Consider the following 19724-nt stretch of genomic DNA (forward strand, 5'->3'; position numbering starts at 1 on the left):
GCGCTATCCCCTAGAATTCAGCGTTGTAGCTAAGTGCGTAGGTTCTGCCTTGGCCTTTAAAGCTAAACAATTCTGGTGCCGAAATGCTGCTGTAAAGGATCTGCGCGCGTTGTGACCATAGGGTTTCGTAGTCTTTGTTGAAGAGGTTTTGAATACCAAAGTTAAGTTGGCCAACCGGCAAGGCGTAGTAAGCGCTTAAGTTAGCTAACGAATAACCCTTAAGCTCTCCGCCGTTGTCATCGCTGTAGTCAGCCAGCGTTTGCCATTGCAGCTCGGCGCCATAGTTAAAGTTGTCGTAACCACCGCGCAGTACAGCATTAGATGGGCTGGTTTCTTCGGCTGCTAGTGCGCTCCAAGAGCCATCTGATTTAGTTTGGCTTTTGATTAAATGCGCTTGTACACCGCCGTACCAACTTTCGGTGAACAGGTAGTTAGCTTGTCCTTCTAGTCCGTAGATGCGTCGTTCATCGTCGTTCACAACTACTGCTAGGTTGCTGCGATCGTAAGAGGTGGTCTTATCCGACAATGAGTAGTAAGCCGCTAGTTGCACATCGTAGTTTTGTTGGGCGGTACGCCAACCTAGTTCGAGTGAGTTAGTTTTAACCCCTTCAAGGCGGTTATCGGCAACGTTAATGCTGTCAACCAAGCTTGGGCCGTCTCCATAGGTGCCACTGTAAGTGCCGTTGCCGTAGTATTTGGCTGGATCTGGTAAGTTGAAACCTTGGCTAAAGTTGGCCCAAAGCTGTTGTTGGTCGTTAATGCGATAAATTGCACCTAGGTTAAGCAGTAGCTCGTTGTAGTCGGTTTTTCCGCCTTTAATGGCATCAGGTGAAATCGGGCCGTAAGCGCCAATGCCTGCTAAGTGTTGTTGCAATACGCCTACGTTGTCGCCTACTTCATGTTCAATGTATTGGTAACGTAGGCCGCCAGATACACTCCAATCTTGGTTGATATCCCAGTTCGCTTGGCCAAAAGCCGACAGCTTCTGGGTATCAATATCTGGGTAGCGCTGCAGACTTTGTACTTGCTTAAAGTTCATGCCGCCAGAGGCTAGCGCGGTGTTGGTATCAAAGATTTTTTGCTTGGCAGAAAAAGACTCAGACTCGGCGTCAATACCGTAGCTAATTTCTAGGCTATCAAAGTCTTTGGTGAACAGCAGTTTTGCGCCAAGTACATCGGTTTCTTGTAATGACGCGCCGTATAAGGGATAGCTATTACCGGGTAGCGGCGAGCCAGTTACTTGATAAATTGATGGGAAGGGATAAAACTGCATCGACTCGCTGCGGTAATACGCTTGGGCCAGCATGGTTTGATTTAGCAAATTATTATGGCGGTATTGCGCATTTACAAGCACACGCTCGGTGGCGGGTTGCTCCTCTAGTTGCAGGCCTTTTTGTATGCTAATTAGTTCTGGTGCACCAAAAATACCGGCTAAGTTTGGACCCAAATAAGTGCCGTACTCTGTATCTTGTTCGCTGTTGTAGTATTGGCCTGTAAGCGATAATAGCTGTTCGCTGGTGGGTTCAAATTCAAGATTACCCATGATATCGATGCTTTGATTAAATTGCAGATCGGTTTGGGTGATGTCTGGCAAAATCATTTGGCCATTGGCGTCGTAGGATGCGCCGCGCCCTTCGTAGGCTGCAGACAGTCTTCCTCGTAGTTTTTCGCTACCACCAGAAACTGCTAATGCTAGGTTCTTGTTGAGATCTTCGCTGCTATTAAAACCAGAAGAACCGCCAACTCTTAGCTCAACTTTAGTTTCATCTGGCGTCGCTTTTTTGGTGATGATGTTGATAATACCGCCGGCTGCGCCTGCGCCATATATCGATGTAGCGCCCGATAGCACTTCTACGTGAGCAATATTGAATGGGTCTATGCTATCTAACTGGCGGCTAATTGCGCGGGTTGAGTTAAGCGATACGCCATCAATCATTACCAGCGCAGAGCGGCCACGCAGGTTTTGGCCAAAATTGGTGCGCCCTTCGTTACCAAAATCAAAGCTAGGGATAAGACGACCTAAGGCGGTTTTTAAGTCGGCACCGGTGTTTATTTCGCGGTTTAATTGGTCTTGCTCAATCACCCACATGGTGGCTGCGATATCTGAGATTGAGGTATCCACCCGGTTGGCGGTGACTACCACCGTTTCCAAGGTATTGGCTGCATGGCCACAACTGGCAAACAGCACGAGTGCTAGTGGTGTTAATTTGGTGCTTAAAGTGTTTAGTTTGTTCATTATCTTCCTTGAACCTTAGTTATTGTTGTTACGTAAGAGTTGCTTGCAGTTGATCTTGTCGGTTTAGGTGAACGATCAATCCGATCATTGCCAAACTGAACAACCAAATCGGGGTGAGCAGGGGGATGCTCAGCAATAAACTGATACTCGCTACTGCGGTACCTAGCAGGTAGCCAGCGGTGTGAGCTCTGGCTAAATAGGCACTTCGTTTTGCTCTAAACGAAAGTGATGAATTAGCTTGGTAAGCTTGTTGGCTATACCAACTAGGCAGGCCTGAAATGGCAAAAGCTAACAGGGCTAATGCCAGTAATAACAGCCACCAAGTGGCAACCGAGAGGCTAAGTAGAATGGCGCCGCTACCAAGAAAAAGTAAAAACATGCCGGGAATAAGCCGCGCGTAGCGGGAGATTACAGGCAGTAAGAAGAACTGATAAACAATCAGTGCCAAGCTTAAATACAGCAGTAGAGAGGCATATACTTTGCTGGCTTGTTCACCCTGATAACCAAAGTTAAATAGCTGGGGAAGAATATAATATTGAACAATGCTAACTAGCGAAGTGGTTAGCACCGCCAAGCTTAAAATACTTTTGAAATGCCAAGACTTAGATGAGGTTATAGCGTGATTTGGGGTTTGCTGTTGCTTAGCGCTAGACCATGGCGGGGTGGTGCTAAGGCAATACAACAAGGCAGGTAAAACCAGCAAAATAGGGCTAAACATAAGCCAATTTGTGGCTAGAGGAAGTAAGGCCAAACTAGGCCCTAATAACCTGCCAATGGTGATGGCACCGCTGGTTTTGGCCAGTTGCCCAAGGTTAGTTTTGTTTACCACGCTAAGGTGGCAGTGAGCCAAAATAACAAAAGCGCTGCTAAATACACCCAACAACAAACGGCTTGCGCCAACTACCAGTAGCGAAGTTTGCTCACTGGCAAAAAGGCTTAGCCAAAATAATACATTGGCTGCCAAGAAGCCGCCCACAGCAATGCGGGTGCTAGTCCAAAGGCCTAATTGGCTAAGTCTATTTCCCCAAAATTTCACGCCAAACCAATAAGTGATGAGGTTCAGGTTTAAGATCAGGGTGACTAATCCTAAGTCTTTTTCGCTTTGGCTAAACCCGAGTAAGTTCGATAGTTCTGGCAAAAAAGCCAGCACCAGAGTTTGGTTTAAGCCCAAAAGAATGAGTAAGCAGCGATACAACAAAACTACAACTTAAATACAAATGATAATAATTTGCATTATCATTGTTTATTTTTGTGGCTCATGTCAATATATTGCTAACAAAAATAGCAACAAAAAATAAACTTAGTTTTACAAGGGGTTAGGAGAAGTAATGTTCAATGAAGCTCAGTGGCAGTTGGCCAATACTCATTTGGTCGCAAAAATTTTGAGTGAATTACAGTTTGAAGAACGGCTTCAATTTAGCCTAGCGGACGTTAGTAAACTCCAAGCTAAATCCTCGGATACTTTGCAATATGTTCTGGCTACGGCAAGTCGTAACTGGCGCTTTAACGCCAAGCAGACTATCTGGGGCATGTTCATTATTGAGCCATCAAGTATTGAATTAAGTGATGCAAGTGTCCCGCTTGCTAGTGAATTACTGTTGGATATTCAAAGCCAAATTCAGATTAGTGATATTAATTTGGCCGGGCTGTTAGAGGAGATACAACAAACCTTATACAGTGATGTGCTACGTTGGGAGCAGCAACAAAACATCAATGCGACCGATTTAGTATTGCTTAACGAAACCCAGCGACAAGCATATTTAGACGCTCATCCTAAGGCCATTGCTAACAAAGGGCGTTTAGGCTGGGGTAGCCAAGAGCTTGCGAGCTATGCGCCAGAATCGGCAAGCGCAATTAAGCTGCATTACCTAGCCGTAGATAAAACACTCTGCCAGGTAGGCTTTAAACCCGGCTTAAGCCAAGCAGACCTACTTGAACAAACCTTGAGTGAGCAAGCATTTAGCTCTATGAATTCCAAACTGCCTAATGATTGGCAGAATACCTATTATGTTTTGGCGGTTCATCCATGGCAGTTTGAGCGCTTTATTCAGGTGCAATATGCGCAATACTTAGCCGAAGGCTCGATGATTTACTTGGGCGAAGTGGCCGATTGCTGGCTAGCACAGCAATCTATTCGCACCCTAAGCAGCGAAAACCCAGCCTTGGCTTTTGATGTGAAAACCGCCTTAACCATTCTTAATACTTCTTGTTATCGAGGGATCCCCGGGCAGTTTATTGCTCAGGGGCCACAGTTGTCTGAATGGTTAGCGGGCTTGAGCCAGCAAGACGCTTTGTTTGTAGAGCGCGGGCTGTATGTTCAACAAGAGGTGGCAGGCGTATTTTGCCCTCATCCTCAGCAGCAACAGCTGCAGGCGGGGGCTTACCGCTATAAAGAAATGCTGGGCTGTATATGGCGAGAGCGCGCAGAAGCGGTAATTCCACAGCAGACGCGGCCGATGTCTATGGCTACGCTAATGCAACAAGACAATGGCGGAGAAGCAGCGATTGTTGCGCTGATCAGCTTAGCTGAGATTAGTGCTGAAACGTGGCTGCGTAAGCTGTTTAAGCACGTGGTAGTGCCTTTATATCACTTAATGTGTCGCTATGGCGTAGCCTTGGTCGCCCACGGGCAAAACATTACCTTGGTACTTGATAAACACCAACCTGCTGGTTGCATTATTAAAGACTTTCATGGTGATTTGCGCTTAATCGATCAAGCATTTCCCGAGCTTGAAAGCTTAGATAGCGAAGTGAGAGCTAACTTAACTCGCTTGCCTGCTAACTATTTGATCCATGATTTGATTACTGGCCACTTTGTTACGGTGCTGCGCTTTGTTTCGCCTAAGTTGGTCAGTTTAGGTGTGAGTGAACAACAGTTTTATAGCTGGCTTGCCCAAGAGCTTGCTAGTTATCAAGCTAGTCACCCAGAGCTAAAACAACGCTTTGAGCTGTTTGATATATTTAAACCAGAAATAGAAAAGATTTGTGTAAATCGGGTGCGATTTAAGATTGGGTATGGCGATAGTGATCAGCGGCCATTACCGGAAATTGGCGAGCCGATAGCAAATCCTCTGTGTTGCTCTATTAGCCCTGAGAATTGATTCTCAAGCTTTATTGGCTATTGGCATAATGCTTAAGGGCGAAGCTCGCTCTTAAGCTGTTTGTTGAACCTAGAGGCTGGCTAAGCTGCAGAGACGTAATAGCCGCAAACCTTCCAATGACCGTTCTCAAACACCGGTGTCACTGTTTCTATAACCTTTTGCAAGTGTTCGGCTTCGAGCTCAAATTCTATGACCACATAGTCACCTACCGGTGCATTTGGTACCTTGCAAATATGATTAGCGCTCTTAAAGGTTCGGCGGGTAGTTTCTCCCACTTGCTGATTGACGAGTTTAATGCGTTTACTGAGCTCATCTAAGGAAATTTGTGAGCGAAAGTAGTCAGCTGTTGCCTTGTAGGCTTTTCCATAGTGGCTATTATCAATTAAATGTAACCAAGCTAAAGCTTCATTTACTGCTTCTGTTTTTAACTCTTTGTTTATTTTCACCTTATTTCCTTACTAGGGCCTGTTGATCTTTGGTGTTGAAATTTTATTCAAGATAAGCGGGCTTTAATCGCGGCGAGCACTTTGAAACCTAGTGGGCTAAGTGAAAAGTGTTCAACGAAGAGTAAAGTTCGCTTATCTGAACCCTTCGGGCAGCATTTCTTAGCCATTTATTCAGCGTTAGCGAGTGATTATTAAGCCCACTTAACTTCACACTCACTGCCTTGCCTAAATGGTTAATAAATTGCTGTAAAAACCATCAGCAAAGATCAACAGGCCCTAACTTGTTGCTTGGTTCTATTGGTTTTCTCCAATACGCCACAGCACTCCACTGGGATCGGTGAGGCAAAAATCACGCATTCCCCACGGTTGCTCACTAATTGGCGTGATGCTAAAAGCCAATCCCGAGCCAGAGAGTTTGTCGCTAATGGTTTGATGCCAGTGATCTAGGTCTTTAACCAGTAAATGCAACATCAGGTTGTCGCATAACTGCTTTTGGTAAAAGTTTTGCAGTAAAAAAGAACAATTTTGGTGATGGAAGTAGGCAACACCCTGCTCGTTTGAAGCCATGGTAAAACCAATGGTTTGGTAAAACTGGATGGAGGTTTCAAAATCCTTACTAGGTATAAATGCTTTTATTTCAACGGACTGTAGCGGCTTCATGGTTTTCCTTACTGCTAAGCAGGTCTAGCAGTTGTGGTATTTAGTTAAGCTGCACTAAACATCTCTTGAGTTAAGTTTACCGAGCGACATAGTGATGGGATATCGGGCAGCAACAGGTTTGAGCCTACTTCTTCAATTAGGCCCTCGGTTTTAAGTTTTTTCATGGTTCTGGATAAGGTTTCTGGCGTCATGCCTAATTGAGATGCTAGCAGCTTTTTACTGCAAGGCAGGGCTATTCGGTTCTCTTTTACATACTGTTTCTTGTAGATCTCTGCCAGTTTCATCACTAAGCGCTGATTAGCATTTACCTGGGTTAAAATGTCGATAGTATTCATCAATTCGCCTATGCGGTTGCCCATAAAACCCAATATTCGTAGTGACAGCTCAGGGCATTGGTGAAGCGTACTAAAGACATGATCATAGGAGAAAGAGGAGAGAATGGAGTCTTGCTCTATACGAGCACTCATTGGGTATTTTCTTGGGCTTAAAAATAACGCAACTTCGGCAAAAATATCGCCGGCCATGAACACTTTAAACAGTTTTTCATCGCCATTAGGCATTAGTCGAAACAGTGATACTTTACCTTTTTCTATGCGATACATGTGGTTAGCTGACTGTCCTTGGCTAAATAGCAGATCGCCAGCTTTGCAATAAAGTTCTGTTCTTCCTTCAAGAAATAGCTGTTTTTCTTTGGTTTTTAATATGGATATCATCGACGCTGACATAACTAAACCTCACGCTTGATAATTATCAAGAAGATAAAACATTCACTTGAATTATATTGGGAATGATAATCAATATCATTTGAAAGGCAAGCGGTTTTGGAGGATATATGTTTGGTATTAGTCGAGAGTTTCAATGGATTGTCTTAGTTGCAATGGCTGTATTACTAAGCCTGCTGATGTTCTCAGTCGCTGCTGTTTAGCCGCAGTTTGTCTCTTCTGTATAGTGATGTTGCTAAGTAATAGCCATGTTTGGCGTTTGCCTATTCGCTAAACATTGCCTGTGGCATTTCACCCAAAAAATAATCACTCCCTTATAAACAAAGTATTTGCAAAGCTAAAAGATCTTAATGATAATGATTTTCATTTGTATTTATTGGCGGTGAAATGTGAATACTTGGCAAGGAATGATTAATATCGGCAATCAGTTTTTTAACCAACAAAATTGGCCTGAAGCTGAACGTTATTACGAAGACGCAATTTTTCTGCTCGAAGAGCGATTGGTTAAAAATCCACGTTGCGTCGAATCCATTCAAGGGTGGATTTGTGCTTATCACAACCTTGCCGAAATGTTTAACCGTGCCGGCAAGTTTGAAGATGCTCAACGCTGTTTGTTTATTCCGCATCAGTCGATGTTACGCATTTATCAAGATCAGCAAAGTGATGAGGACCTGCAGCTGATTGCGCTTAAGGCAATCAAACTTACGCTTAATCCTTTGCTTGAGTTTGCCAAAGAACATCCACCCTGTGAGGCCTGTTTAGCCGAGCTTGAATCTCAACTTGAGCTAGCTTATGGCGATCAAAGAACCTACCACTAACCCAAAATGTAAAAGGACTTTTATGAAAAATCTTGCCGTAAAAACACTGGCAATAAGTGCAGCCTTGTTGCCTTGTATGGTGTTTGCCCATGCTGGTCACGATCATCAATCTAGTTGGTCAAACTTAGTTCACTTTCTATGGTTAGCCCCGATTATTGTTGCGGCCGGCCTGTTGTTTATTACACGTAAAAAAGCAGCATCAAAAAAATAAGGAGATAAGCATGTTATACAATGCTTTCGCTAGATTGGATGAAGTGTTTAGCTTTAACAAGGTGTCTGCACATTGCGATATTCCGTGCAAAATCTACGATCCTATTTCGGCTCAGTTGGCGGTATTAACCATGATCCGTATGGTTGATTTGCTTGAAGAGCTAAACGCTAAGTCTGAACTAAGTGCTAACGAACAAGCTCAATTTGGCAGACTAGTAGCGCAAAAAGAGGAACACGGTTTAAAAGTAAAAGAAGAGATCAGGGTGATTTGGGGAGACTACATCAAGCAGCCTCAGCTTGATGCTTACCCGCAACTACATGAGCTTAGCCACAGTATTATGCTGGCTGCATCTAAGGCTAAGCAAAATATCGATAAAGGTGCTTGCTTAGAGCTACTTGATAAAGTGAATCAATTTGCCGATATCTTTTGGCAAAGCAAAGGTGTAGCTACCTTTAAGGCAACTTGCCCTTATCCGCCAGCGCAACAGATCGTATACCCGGATTTGAAGGCGTAATTGTCTTGTTTGGTTTAAGCATTAACAAGATTAGAGGAGATAGCATGTCTCCTCTTTTACCTAAAAACAGCTATGTAATGTTTCACCGTTATTACCTGACTAAGCACTTTAAAGCGGGTGATGTAGTTAAAGTATTGCACCCTAAGTTTGGTCTAATTGTGAAACGAATAGGTTGTATCGACAAGTATGGCTTTATTTGGCTACGCGGCGAAAACCCTAGCAGTGTATCTACCATTGATATGGGCCCTGTGCGTGCTTCGCGCATTAAAGGCAAGGTATTATTCTGGGTTAAACCGAGCTAAATAAGTTAGCGGTTTATATTATCGATAAATACTGTAGTTTCTGTTTACTAACAAGGTTCTAAGCCTGGCACTATTTGGCGAGTTTGCTGACAATTCCTTTCTTTACCCCTATAAATCATACTGATATTGTTGTTATTTATTTGTTTAGCTTGAACTATGTATTAAGCTTGGCTTAACTAAGCGTGTAAACAAGCAAAAGGCATTGCTTTGATGCGGTATGAGCGTAGTGACGGTATTTTCTAGCAGGAGGGTTGGATGACCGAACAAGAATTACTATCCCGTGTGAATGAATTACCCAAAGTCTCCAGTGTGGTTCAAGAGCTTGTTAGCATGCTTAACGACCCTGATTGTGATTTTGCCATGCTGGCAAAAAAGATATCCATGGACCAAGTGATTAGTGCGCGAGTATTGCGTTTATCTAACTCTGCTCATTTTGGTCGCAGCCGCACCATTGCCTCGATTAATGAGGCGGTGATTCGTTTAGGCATTGCGCCGCTTAAAACTATGGTGGTGGTATCTTGGCTTACTAGTGCGTTTCCCCGAGTACCTAAGCTTGATATGCAAACCTATTGGAGTGATACCTTCGAGATTGCTAGCATTGCCAGCAAAATAGCCGAAAAAGTGCGTATCGATGCCAATGAAATGTTCACCGCGGGGATCTTGCATAACATTGGCGATTTAATGGTGTTTACTTTAGCCCCCGATGTTGCCGAACAGGTGGCCGCTCGAGTGGCAGAAGGTGAAGACCGACAAGCTGTGCAGCAAGAACTCCTTGGCACTACCACCGCAAAACTGGGCGCCGAACTAGCACGCGCTTGGAAATTTGCGCCGCGCTTGGTTGATACCATCGAGTTTCATGTAAATCCCGATGCCGCTAAAATTGAACCGCTACGTGCCTTGGTGCTTAATTTTGCTTGTCGCTTGCATCAAGATTGGGATCATTTGGAAAGCAAAGCTGCCAAAATTGATTACTTTGCCAGCCATGCAAATTCTGGCGCACTGGTATTGCCTTCCTCTTTTTATGTGTCTATCGACAAAATCCGCGGCCAAGGCCGAGAAATGGCGCTGCAAATGGCGAGCTAGTACTAAAAGCGCTTATTGAGCTTGCTATTCTATGGTTTAATAGGCGCGTTAATTAGCTAGTGGATCCTTGTAGTGAGCGCATCAAACGAAAAACGTCTAAATAAATTTATCAGTGACTCGGGATTTTGTTCCCGTCGTGAAGCCGATAAATTGATTGAACAGCAGCGAGTAACCATTAATGGTCAAAAGCCTGAGTTAGGGACTAAAGTTCAACCGGGCGATAAAGTTGCAGTAGACGGTAAACTGATAAAAGCTATCGCTAGCAATAAATCTGATCGTGTTTACATTGCCTACAACAAGCCCATTGGTATCACCAGTACTACAGAGCGCCATGTTAAAGGCAACATTATTGATGCCATTGGTCACAAGCAGCGCATTTTCCCTATCGGCCGTTTAGATAAACCTTCTGAAGGGCTTATTTTTCTAACTAGTGACGGCGACATCGTGAATAAGATTTTACGTGCCGAGAATGCTCACGATAAAGAATACGTGGTGACGGTAGATAAACCCCTAAGCGAGCGTTTTGTTGAGCGAATGCAACGTGGTGTACCTATTTTAGACACCGTGACTAAGCCCTGTAAGGTGAAGGTAAACAGCAAGTTTGTTTTTACCATTGTGCTTACCCAAGGCTTAAACCGCCAAATTCGTCGTATGTGTGAGTACTTAGGTTATGAAGTTACCAAGCTTAAGCGCACCCGTATTATGAATGTGCACTTAGATAAACTTCGCCCTGGCCAATGGCGCAACTTAACAGATGCAGAAATGGCCGAGATTAATCAAGCTGTAGCCCATTCAAGTAAAACCGCACCAGAAACCACAGCAGCCACCGAGAAAAAGGTGTTTGTGAATAAAGCGGCAAGCAACAAGGCGCGTGATAAGTTTAAAAAAGCGCGTAGCCAAGGGGCAAATAAAGCTACTTTAAGCCTAAAGAAAAAGTAATCTTAAGCGGATTAATATTCAGCAACTTAGAAGCTCATTATGATAGATAAACAAGCGCGGCAATACCTGCAAGAGATGGATATCGATGTGTGGCTTAAGCGGGCTACACCGGTAAGCAAAACTCTGCGAGCGTCGCCGTCTTGGCCGCTAGTGCTAATTATAGAGTCTGCAGTTTTAGAGCAGCATTTAGCGCTGTTTAAAGGCATTGTTGCGGCGATGAAGCTAGAGTGGGCCGATATTCATATTTGTAGCGCTGCACATTTTCCAGAAGCTATCGATAGTTGGGTGTTATGGGCCGATCCTTTGAGCACCGCACCTAAGCATTCTAAAATCTTGTTTTGCGACCCACAGCAGTTAGCAAGCGATAAGCAAGCTAAGCGTATTTTATGGCAGCAGATATGTGCTCAGATCTTAAAACAAGCTTAAGTCCTCTATCGGTGATGGATGTGCCGATGATGCTAAACATAGAGCAACAAGCGCATTCGCACCCATGGAGCCGCGCTTTACTCACCAGTAACTTTGGTGGGTTGTATCGAAACCTTGGCCTTTGGCAAGACGACTGCTTATTGGCTTACATTATTTTGCGGGTGGTGGCTGGCGAGGCTGAATTGATCAATATTGCGGTAACGCCCGAACAGCAAGGTAAGGGCTTAGGCACCCAGCTTATGCGGGCAATGTTAGCGATGGCAGACGAGCAGCAATGGCAACAGATTTTGCTGGAAGTAAGAGAAAGCAATGTAAGTGCTCAAAAGCTCTATCTGCGTTTTGAGTTTGAGCAAATAGATCGCCGCAAGGGCTATTACCCCTGTGATAAAAAAGGGCGTGAAGACGCCCTTATTATGCAACGTTTTTGTTAGGCTTTTTTAGCCGCAACCGATGTTGCGGCTCTCTTCATTACCAGTGCCACTGAAAGTGAATACCCTGATAATTACTACCACCTTTAATTCTGCCAAATAGCGATGAGTTCTCGAAAATACCCGAGCGGTGATGAATGTTGTAACCCAGCCACATTTTTTCCATTTCCGGCTTCTTAAACAAGTCACCTAAGTTTATGTCTAAAGAAAAGTCCAGATAGTTGAGCAACTTGCTTGGATTATAACCTTTACCTTCTTCGGCTAAGTCAACTTCTTCGATATAAGTAATGTTAGTGACATAAGAGAGGCCCTCTGCTACACCAAAACGCCAACGAATTGGCCAAGTAAAGGTGTAATACGCTTTAAAGGCAATCACATACTCTAGGATCGGGTCTTGTACCTCAGAGCTATGGTGATAAGCCAAGCCTGGGGTTAGGTAAACGTCTATCGGGAAGCCGAGCAAGGTTTCACTGAGTAAGTGACCATAAAACACCGAGCTTAACTGGTTGTTATATTCATCTTTTTCGGCTTTAAAGTGGATGATATCGCCTAAGTTAGAAGGGGTTGCCCAAGCATGAGATACCCTCAAGTAACCTTTTGGCCAGTCGCCTTCAGTGGTTTGATACTGCTGGTTGAAAAAGCTAATGCCCAAAAAGCTTTCGAATTGAAAATCTTTGTCGATGATATCTACGTTTTGTACTTCTTTACCGTAATAAGTACCCCCTAAGCGACCTACAAGATAGAAGTCTCGCCATACGTGGTAGCGCATATCAATACCGGCTTTTAAATCCACATCGGCTTGGGTTTTAAAAAGCTCTAGGCCGTAGTAGCGGGTATTGTACTCGCTGCTTTTAAGGTGAGCGGTGGCATAGGGCGCTAGATACCAGCGCTTGTAGTGCTTCTGCCAAGTAAGGCCTAAATTGCCGTGAAAATTGCCCGAATCATCACTTAATAACTCGGTGTTAAATGAATAGTGAGGCTTGAAGCGCCATTGGCTGCGAACACCGTAATCAATGCCGTCGCCGCGAATTTGGTTTTGATACTCTGACGGAATGTCGAAGAAGCGATATCGGCCCATAACAGAGATATCAAAGTCGTCTTCTTTCCATATTTTGTAGCCAGCTTCTAAGCCGTCTAGATATACTCGGTCGCCTCGGTAATATAGCAGCGGCATAACATCAGCAACGGTATTGGTTTCTGAGCGAAAGGGGATAGTGGCATTTCTAAATCCAAAAGCGATGCCCCAATCGTCATCCATTAAACCGTCAACCATTTCACTGGCTTGGCTACTAAGGCTAAAACACCACATTGTTAAGACAAGAGAATATGAGAGTAGCGAGTTAAGGTGGCGTTTCACCGCTTGATTCTTCCATGTTGGCTGCTTTTCGAGCCAATATTGTCGCACGGGTCACAGATAAACTAAAGCTCGCTTCAGAAAGTGGCATGAAATTTCCCTTCTGCAAGGTATCTTGCGCCACCCAAATTTGATTCATTTCTAAAACCAAATAGCTAGAAACGTGGTGCTCAGGATCAAACATTACAAACAAAGATGGGTAGGTATTAAGGTTGAACTGGTCGGCAAAGCGCTCGTGGGTGCGGTCGGTATCAATGTTCACCTGCACCTTCACATAGTCTTCAAGCATACGTTTGATTTGAGGATTGTTTAAATAGTCATATTCAAAAGCGATACAGCGTTGGCAGGCTTGCCTGCGCAAATACAAAAACAGCGGTTTTTCAGTGAGTTTTGATTCTCTAATGCCTTGATGGTAGCCCTGGATATCAAATAGCCAGCCATCTTTGGCGCTCACTCCGCGGCCATGAACGTGGTAGATAAAAATGTAACTAAGAGCAGCGCCACCTAAGGCTATCAATATCAAAGTAAAGAAGACTTTTTTGAATAGCTCAAAGCTCATCGCTTGCCCCTTGGTGAATTAACTAAGCATTTGTTTATAAACGTACTTAGTTAGCTATCGGCCTAATAATAGTAAGCTTTAGTTTGTTGATAAATCAAGCTAGGGCTAGCTTGCAAGATTTGCTTAAAAAAAAGCCTCGCGAGTGCGAGGCTTTTTGCAGGAGAGCTTAGCTATTTAACAAATTCTAGAATTGTTAGTTGCTCACCTAGGTAGGCAGTATTGTTACCAGGAACTGGATACAGCTGCGAACTACGAGACTGTCCATCGTCGTTGTCTGCTAGGGCAATGTTCCAGTCAATTGTTTTACCCGCTAAGCTGTCTACCGGCAGTTCAATAGAGAATTGCATGATAGTGCCATCTTCATTCCATTTGGCAACACGCTTACCAGGGAAGGTGTTCTTTTGGAAATCTTGGCCCACGATGCTGCGCAGTTGCACAAATTCTTCACCAACTTTAATGAAAATTTCAATGTTGTCGGTTTGCCAATCATCGCCACTGGTCACCGTTTTGTTGTCATGGCGGTGAACAACACCATGCAAGGTGTTACCAGAGTAAGCTACGCGCCAGCTACCATGAATAATATCTTGGCTTGGCGGCGTTTGGTCTTGGGTATTTAACTGGTTAAAGGCAAACGGGTAGTGGTAAACATTTTCCCATTTTGATAGGTCAAAAGCGCTAGTGGCGTCAAAGCCTTCAATTGGCTCGGCTTTAAAGCTAACTACTTGGCCTTTCAATTTATCGCTAATTTCAGTGTTTTGAGCAGTAAAGAATACTTCACCAAAATCATGACCTTGCCAGCCGTTGTTAGTACCAGGCACCGGGTAAAGCTGCGCGTGACGACCAGCTTCTGGGCCAGCATCGTTATCGGCTAAGGCAATGTTAAAGCCTAAGGTCGTGCCAGATAGGGTGTCAGTTTGTTTTGGCGTAATAGAGAACTCCATTACGGTGCCATCTTCATTCCAGTAGTTTTTAATATCTGCTTCGAATGCTGTTGGGGCAAACTCTTCACCAACTAACGCACGAATTTGTGCAAACTCTTCACCAAAACCTAGGAATACCTCTACAGAGTCATTTTCCCAAACCTGCGCTTTGTTACCGGTAACAGTTTTGTCGTCTCTACGTTCTACACGCCCATAAAGGGTGTTGTCATCATAAAGTAAGGCAAAGCGACCCGAGATGTTGCTCTCTGCTGGTAAGGTTAAATCTTTACCACCTAATTGGTTATAGGCAAAGGGGTAGAATACCGCGTCATTCCACTTGGCAATGTCACCGTCTAGTGGCATTGCTTGTTTCGCTTCATTACTAATAAAGGCTTCGAAGCGGCGTCCGGTATCAGCTAATGGCGCTGGTGGCTCCCAATCAAATTTACCGGCGGCTTTATCGGCAAATACTTTATTTACCGCTGTGTAAGCTGGTTTCTCTTTGTATTGCTTATCAAACATTAAGCCGTGGTCGTAACCTTTAAACCAATGCGGGATCCAGCTGTATTTATCGCTAATACCCCAAGTAGTGAAGAAGTTAACTTCATCGTAGTAAGCTGTTAGCTTGGCTAAGTCTTCATACATGTTGGCTTGTTGCTGCAACATCCGGTCAGTAGCGGGATCTTGCATACGAATATCAATTTCGGTGAAGTGGAACTCTAAACCAAGCTCTTGAATTCGCTCAATGTTGGCAGCAATGTCGGCAACCCGAGGTTGTACGCCAACTACCAAGTGGGCTTGAGTTCCAATACCGTGAATAGGCACACCTTGCTCTTTCAGTTTTTTCACTAAGCGGTAAGCTGCGTTCGCTTTTGGTGTTTTACCTTCGGTAGAGTAATCGTTGTAAACCAAAATCGCATCAGGGTCTGCTTTATGGGCAAACTCAAAGGCTTTGGCAATATAGTCTTCACCTAGCGCTTTGTACCATATTGTTGGACGCCAGCCGCCGTTATCATCTAAGGCCTCGTTTACTACGTCCCAGTATTTCACTTTACCCTTGTAGTGACTTACTACAGCAGTAATGTGCTCTTCCATGATTTTTAGCATTTCTTCTTTAGAGAAATCGCCATTGTCTAACCAATCAGGGTTTTGAATGTGCCATACCAAGGCGTGGCCACGAACCATCATGTTATTCTTTTGAGCGAAATCTACCAGCTTGTCAGCTTTATCGAAGGTGAACTTGCCACGCTCTGGCTGCAAGTAGCTCCACTTCATTTCGTTTTCTGGGGTAAGTTGATTGAATTCACGAGCCAGTGTCTCGGCGAATTGCTTATCTTGAAGGTGGCGTGTTTCTAAGGCCGCACCGATGAAGGTTTCTTGACCTTTTACTACATCTCTTAACGGAGCAGCGTTTACTTGTAAGCTGCAAATTGCAGCAGCAAGCGCCGCCACTTTAAAAATTCCTGTCTTAATCGCATGCTGGCGCATGTTTCTCACTCCTTAAACCGTTCTTAGCTTAAGGCTACCTTAGCCCTCCTTTTATCTAGGGAGCACTGCGAAACTTGATAAATTCGTTGCGAAAAATCACTAATGTGAGCTCTCTCATGCTTGTATGATAATTAATGAATTTCTCAGTTGCAGATGAAACTTGCTAATGTTTGTTCCACGCTGTCATCACTATTTGCTTGTTTAGTAACGATATTTAGATTGAACTAAGGCTTGGCGTTGTTTTCTTCTGAGAGGGGAGTTGCAGCCTGTTCATTGTTTGCTTGCTCAGCTTCTAAAGCGGCGCGCTCAGCTTTTGAAACATAGCGCGGTTTGTTGCTATTTTGCTTTTTAGAGTTGGCTTTTTTAGCTTTTTTCTTCAGCGTTTCGTTGATTTTCTTTTTGCGGTTCACGAGTTTGTGCCTGTACTAAATGAATGGCGCAAGTTTAACAAATTGTAGCAATAAGTTCTTTAGCTTATGCCTGAGGAATAAGTTAGCACCAGCATCCATGCCGGTTTGCTAAATTGAATGCTTAGGCTGCCTCATGTATGGCTTGATGGGCTTGTTTTTGAAGCTGCTCGGCTAAATCGAAGGGCAGGCGCAGTGCGTAGGCTAGGCCATCTAAGTGCGCTTGTTCAGCAGCGTTGTCTAAGTTGATAGCAAAGCAAGAGGCCAAATAGAGCTCAGATTTTTGCTCGATGGTTTCTACTTCACTGGCCAACTCGCCAATGGAAATGGGCTGGCGCATTAGTTGATATAAGGTTGATTTTACTTGCTCGCTAAGCGCCATTTGCTCTAGCGCTTCAAAAATTCGTTGTTGTTCTTGCTCGTCAATGTGCCCGTCTGCCTTGGCAGATGCGATCATCGCTTTAAGTATCGTGAGTTGAAAATCGTTGTTATTGGCGGTACTGGTAAAGCTGGATTGATCAATTTGCTCTAATTTTTGGCTAGTATGGTGGTTTTGCGAAGAGCTAGATTGCTTTTTCCAGTTACTAAAAGCGCTATAAGCTAAGCCGCCCAGTACCGCTGCACCGCCATAGGTTGCCGCTTTGCCAGCAAACTTTCGTGCAGATTTGTTACTTACTAATAAGGCCATTAAGCCACCCGCTGCAGCGCCTCCGGCTAATCCACCCGGAATTGCCCCCAATACTCCACCACCTTGCTGTGCGGTTTTGGGAGCATCGCCAGAAGCACCTAAAAACTGGTTAAGTAAATTGTTAATCATGCTAGTTTCTCCTCTTGCTTAGCTAGTCTTCTCCGTTAAGAAAACCAAGAATATGCAGCAAGCTAGTGAACAAATTGAAGATGGCAACAAACAACGAGGTTGTAGCCATAATGTAGTTGGTTTCTCCGCCATGAATGATGTTGCTGGTTTCATACAAAATTAGTCCCGACATCAACAGAACGAACATGGCCGATACACCTAAGGATAGCGCCGGAATGGCAAAGAAAATTGCGCCTAAACCGGCAAGGAAAGCCACAATAATGCCCACCATTAAAAAGCCGCCCATAAAGCTAAAGTCTTTTTTACTGGTAATGGCATAAGCAGATAGCGACAGGAAGATCACTGCGGTAGCTACCATGGCTTGGCTAACAATCAGGCCGCCATTTGGCAGGCTTAAGTAAGCGGTAAGGATCGGCCCAAGGGTTAAGCCCATAAAGCCAGTTAGGGCAAAAATGCAAACTATGCCCCAAGCACTATTGCGCAGTTTCATGGTGGCAAATAGCAAGCCGAAGTAGCCCACCAAAGTGATAATGATACCGGGGTGGGGCAGGTTCATTGCCATGGAAAATGCCGCGCTAGCACCACTAAACATAAGCGTCATAGAGAGCAAGGCATAAGTATTGCGAATAACTTTATTGGTGGCTAATACGTTCTCGTTAACGTGGTTAGAGGTATTGCTAATAGGGTGATTGTTCATCTTGTCACTCCTTCCTCAGCAGTGTTTGTTGGGTATTCGGTGAACTCTACAAATTCGCTATTTAGTGGATCGTTATCGTCTTCATCGCTCAAGCTGTAATAGTCGGCAACACTAATGTCGGGAGCCCGTAGAGCCTTATTGCGCACCCGTGCTATACGCCGAGTTACCGAGCGACTAGCCCGGCTAGCTGCGCGGTCTATAGCAACATATATTTGAGCTTGAATGTCTTCTATCACCACATCGGCTTGGCCAGCTAACTTAACCAAAATTTGGCAGCGCTTGCCGTTTGCCCCGCTGCTCTCTTTGCTATCTGACAGCTTGACCGCAATGCGCATAATGTTGTTGTACTGCGACCCAAGTGCAAAGTTAATCCGTCTTTTGATGTAGGCTTGCAGTGGTTCATTCAGTGGAAAGTGTTGTGAATGCATATCAATTTTCATACTACCTGGCATGGTCTGCTCCTAAGCTGAATCAATACTTTGAATCACGAGTCACTACCTTAATGGGCTTTTATACTTAGGTATACTCGAATATACTTTCCTTATAGCTCGAAAAATACGAAGTGTTTGCTGTGATAAATTATAAACATCTGCATTATTTTTGGGTGGCTGCCAAGCAAGGCGGTATTGCTCGAGCCAGTGAATTGCTGCATATCACGCCACAAACTATTAGCGGCCAGATAAGCTTGTTAGAGCAGCATTTTGGCAGCGCATTATTTAGCAAAGTGGGTCGAAATTTAGAACTAACCGAAACTGGCCGTTTGGCTCTTAGTTACGCCGACGAAATATTCACTTTAGGTGATGAACTCGAAGATACCCTAAGGCAAGGGTCAGCAGAACGTCCGCAGTTGCTAAAAGTGGGCATCGCCGAAGTGGTTCCCAAAACCATTGCATACCGTCTGTTAGAGCCGGCCTATAACATGGGTGGGCCTTTACGCATGTTGTGCAAAGAAAACACCCTAGAGAGTTTGTTGGCAGAGCTAGCCCTAAACCGTTTGGATTTAGTGTTGGCGGATGGACCAGTGCCTCCTGGTTTAGGCGTGCGTGGTTTTAATCATGCTTTAGGGGAAAGTGGGGTAAGTTTTGTAGCCAGCCCAAGCATTGCTAAGTCACTGCAAGCTAACTTTCCGGCCTGCTTAGATGGCTCGCCATTGCTGATTCCAAGTGAAATAAACCTTATGCATGTACGATTATTGCAATGGTTTGATAAACAAAACATTCACCCGCAAATTATGGGTGAGTTTGATGACAGCGCATTGATGAAAACCTTTGGCCAAGCTGGCGTGGGGGCGTTTATTGTGCCGACCGCCATTGCCGATGAAGTGGTGAATCAATATGGGGTGGAATTAATTGGCAGCACTCAAGATGTACGAGAGCAGTTTTTTGCGATTACTGCCGAGCGCAGAATTGCCAATCCAGCGGTAGTGGCCATTACCGAGTCGGCGCGCGAATGGTTAGCGTAGTATTTCGAGCTAAGCCAACTTAGAACGCTTTTGTGCTATGTGCTCCAAATTGATTAATTTGAGTTTGTTTGCTGCTTTACTAAACCGCTAAATGTTACTGGGTGATTTACACTTAAGCATATCTCTGTATGCCT

The 19724-nt window shown here is 44.4% G+C and carries 22 protein-coding genes; 10 read left to right on the top strand and 12 right to left on the bottom strand.

Annotated features, from left to right (window positions below):
- Window positions 1-10: 10 nt before the first annotated feature.
- Together OV592_RS04205 and OV592_RS04210 are read right to left on the bottom strand one after the other, a co-directional pair.
- Window positions 11-2236: a TonB-dependent receptor gene (locus OV592_RS04205; protein WP_406610509.1), complete on the bottom strand. Its 2226-nt coding sequence runs from the start codon at window positions 2234-2236 to the stop codon at window positions 11-13.
- A gap of 28 nt (window positions 2237-2264) precedes the next feature.
- A complete protein-coding gene (locus OV592_RS04210; protein ID WP_406610510.1) occupies window positions 2265-3374 on the bottom strand; it encodes a hypothetical protein in 1110 nt (369 codons plus the stop codon).
- A gap of 190 nt (window positions 3375-3564) precedes the next feature.
- Between OV592_RS04210 and OV592_RS04215 the strand changes: the two genes are divergently transcribed.
- Window positions 3565-5337: an IucA/IucC family protein gene (locus tag OV592_RS04215; protein WP_406610511.1), complete on the top strand. Its 1773-nt coding sequence runs from the start codon at window positions 3565-3567 to the stop codon at window positions 5335-5337.
- Between the two features lie 80 nt (window positions 5338-5417).
- On the opposite strand, the gene OV592_RS04220 is transcribed toward OV592_RS04215, so the two are convergent.
- The 3 genes from OV592_RS04220 to OV592_RS04230 form a co-directional block, all read right to left on the bottom strand.
- Entirely contained in the window at window positions 5418-5783 is a 366-nt protein-coding gene (locus OV592_RS04220) for a DUF4019 domain-containing protein (protein WP_406610512.1), read from the bottom strand.
- A 294-nt stretch (window positions 5784-6077) separates the two neighbouring features.
- Window positions 6078-6443, bottom strand: a complete 366-nt coding sequence (locus tag OV592_RS04225) for a VOC family protein (protein ID WP_406610513.1) — start codon at window positions 6441-6443, stop codon at window positions 6078-6080.
- A 44-nt stretch (window positions 6444-6487) separates the two neighbouring features.
- Window positions 6488-7168 (bottom strand): Crp/Fnr family transcriptional regulator, encoded by a 681-nt coding sequence (locus tag OV592_RS04230; RefSeq protein ID WP_338624190.1) that lies wholly within the window; start codon window positions 7166-7168, stop codon window positions 6488-6490.
- Window positions 7169-7554: 386 nt separating this feature from the next.
- Between OV592_RS04230 and OV592_RS04235 the strand changes: the two genes are divergently transcribed.
- The 8 genes from OV592_RS04235 to rimI all read left to right on the top strand — a co-directional run bounded on the left by OV592_RS04235 (window position 7555) and on the right by rimI (window position 11889).
- Window positions 7555-7983 (top strand): hypothetical protein, encoded by a 429-nt coding sequence (locus OV592_RS04235; protein ID WP_406610514.1) that lies wholly within the window; start codon window positions 7555-7557, stop codon window positions 7981-7983.
- A 22-nt stretch (window positions 7984-8005) separates the two neighbouring features.
- Window positions 8006-8194, top strand: coding sequence for a hypothetical protein (locus OV592_RS04240; RefSeq protein ID WP_406610515.1), 189 nt, complete (start codon window positions 8006-8008; stop codon window positions 8192-8194).
- A 10-nt stretch (window positions 8195-8204) separates the two neighbouring features.
- Complete coding sequence (gene sodN / locus OV592_RS04245; protein ID WP_406610516.1) at window positions 8205-8708, top strand: superoxide dismutase, Ni; 504 nt, start codon at window positions 8205-8207, stop codon at window positions 8706-8708.
- A gap of 5 nt (window positions 8709-8713) precedes the next feature.
- The gene (locus OV592_RS04250; RefSeq protein WP_227981516.1) at window positions 8714-9010 is read left to right on the top strand and encodes a S24 family peptidase; all 297 of its coding nucleotides are present in this window, start codon (window positions 8714-8716) and stop codon (window positions 9008-9010) included.
- Between the two features lie 255 nt (window positions 9011-9265).
- Window positions 9266-10093, top strand: coding sequence for an HDOD domain-containing protein (locus OV592_RS04255; protein WP_221077405.1), 828 nt, complete (start codon window positions 9266-9268; stop codon window positions 10091-10093).
- 72 nt (window positions 10094-10165) lie between these two features.
- Entirely contained in the window at window positions 10166-11032 is an 867-nt protein-coding gene (rluF, locus tag OV592_RS04260) for a 23S rRNA pseudouridine(2604) synthase RluF (protein ID WP_084681806.1), read from the top strand.
- Between the two features lie 39 nt (window positions 11033-11071).
- Window positions 11072-11458 carry a DNA polymerase III subunit psi gene (locus OV592_RS04265; RefSeq protein WP_406610517.1) on the top strand — a complete coding sequence of 129 codons (387 nt, stop codon included), beginning with the start codon at window positions 11072-11074 and terminating at the stop codon, window positions 11456-11458.
- A complete protein-coding gene (gene rimI, locus OV592_RS04270; protein ID WP_406610518.1) occupies window positions 11419-11889 on the top strand; it encodes a ribosomal protein S18-alanine N-acetyltransferase in 471 nt (156 codons plus the stop codon). The genes OV592_RS04265 and rimI overlap by 40 nt, the downstream gene beginning before the upstream one ends.
- A 37-nt stretch (window positions 11890-11926) precedes the next feature.
- Here rimI and OV592_RS04275 read toward each other — a convergent pair whose 3' ends face one another.
- The 7 genes from OV592_RS04275 to OV592_RS04305 all read right to left on the bottom strand — a co-directional run bounded on the left by OV592_RS04275 (window position 11927) and on the right by OV592_RS04305 (window position 18580).
- Window positions 11927-13195 carry a MipA/OmpV family protein gene (locus OV592_RS04275; protein ID WP_406610519.1) on the bottom strand — a complete coding sequence of 423 codons (1269 nt, stop codon included), beginning with the start codon at window positions 13193-13195 and terminating at the stop codon, window positions 11927-11929.
- A gap of 31 nt (window positions 13196-13226) precedes the next feature.
- Entirely contained in the window at window positions 13227-13799 is a 573-nt protein-coding gene (locus tag OV592_RS04280; RefSeq protein ID WP_152784344.1) for a thioredoxin family protein, read from the bottom strand.
- Window positions 13800-13969: 170 nt separating this feature from the next.
- On the bottom strand, window positions 13970-16207 hold the full coding sequence (locus OV592_RS04285; RefSeq protein ID WP_406610520.1) for an endo-1,4-beta-xylanase: 2238 nt from the start codon (window positions 16205-16207) through the stop codon (window positions 13970-13972).
- A 224-nt stretch (window positions 16208-16431) separates the two neighbouring features.
- A complete protein-coding gene (locus tag OV592_RS04290; protein ID WP_406610521.1) occupies window positions 16432-16617 on the bottom strand; it encodes a DUF2986 domain-containing protein in 186 nt (61 codons plus the stop codon).
- A gap of 121 nt (window positions 16618-16738) precedes the next feature.
- The gene (locus OV592_RS04295; protein ID WP_406610522.1) at window positions 16739-17431 is read right to left on the bottom strand and encodes a tellurite resistance TerB family protein; all 693 of its coding nucleotides are present in this window, start codon (window positions 17429-17431) and stop codon (window positions 16739-16741) included.
- Window positions 17432-17453: 22 nt separating this feature from the next.
- Window positions 17454-18128 carry a Bax inhibitor-1/YccA family protein gene (locus tag OV592_RS04300; RefSeq protein ID WP_406610523.1) on the bottom strand — a complete coding sequence of 225 codons (675 nt, stop codon included), beginning with the start codon at window positions 18126-18128 and terminating at the stop codon, window positions 17454-17456.
- Window positions 18125-18580, bottom strand: a complete 456-nt coding sequence (locus OV592_RS04305) for an HPF/RaiA family ribosome-associated protein (RefSeq protein WP_406610524.1) — start codon at window positions 18578-18580, stop codon at window positions 18125-18127. Before OV592_RS04305 ends, OV592_RS04300 begins: the two co-directional genes overlap by 4 nt.
- 119 nt (window positions 18581-18699) lie before the next feature.
- Between OV592_RS04305 and nhaR the strand changes: the two genes are divergently transcribed.
- Window positions 18700-19590 carry a transcriptional activator NhaR gene (nhaR, locus tag OV592_RS04310; RefSeq protein ID WP_406610525.1) on the top strand — a complete coding sequence of 297 codons (891 nt, stop codon included), beginning with the start codon at window positions 18700-18702 and terminating at the stop codon, window positions 19588-19590.
- Window positions 19591-19724 lie beyond the last annotated feature (134 nt).

The sequence above is a fragment of the Agarivorans sp. JK6 genome (genome assembly GCF_045277145.1).
GTDB classification, from domain to species: domain Bacteria; phylum Pseudomonadota; class Gammaproteobacteria; order Enterobacterales; family Celerinatantimonadaceae; genus Agarivorans; species Agarivorans albus.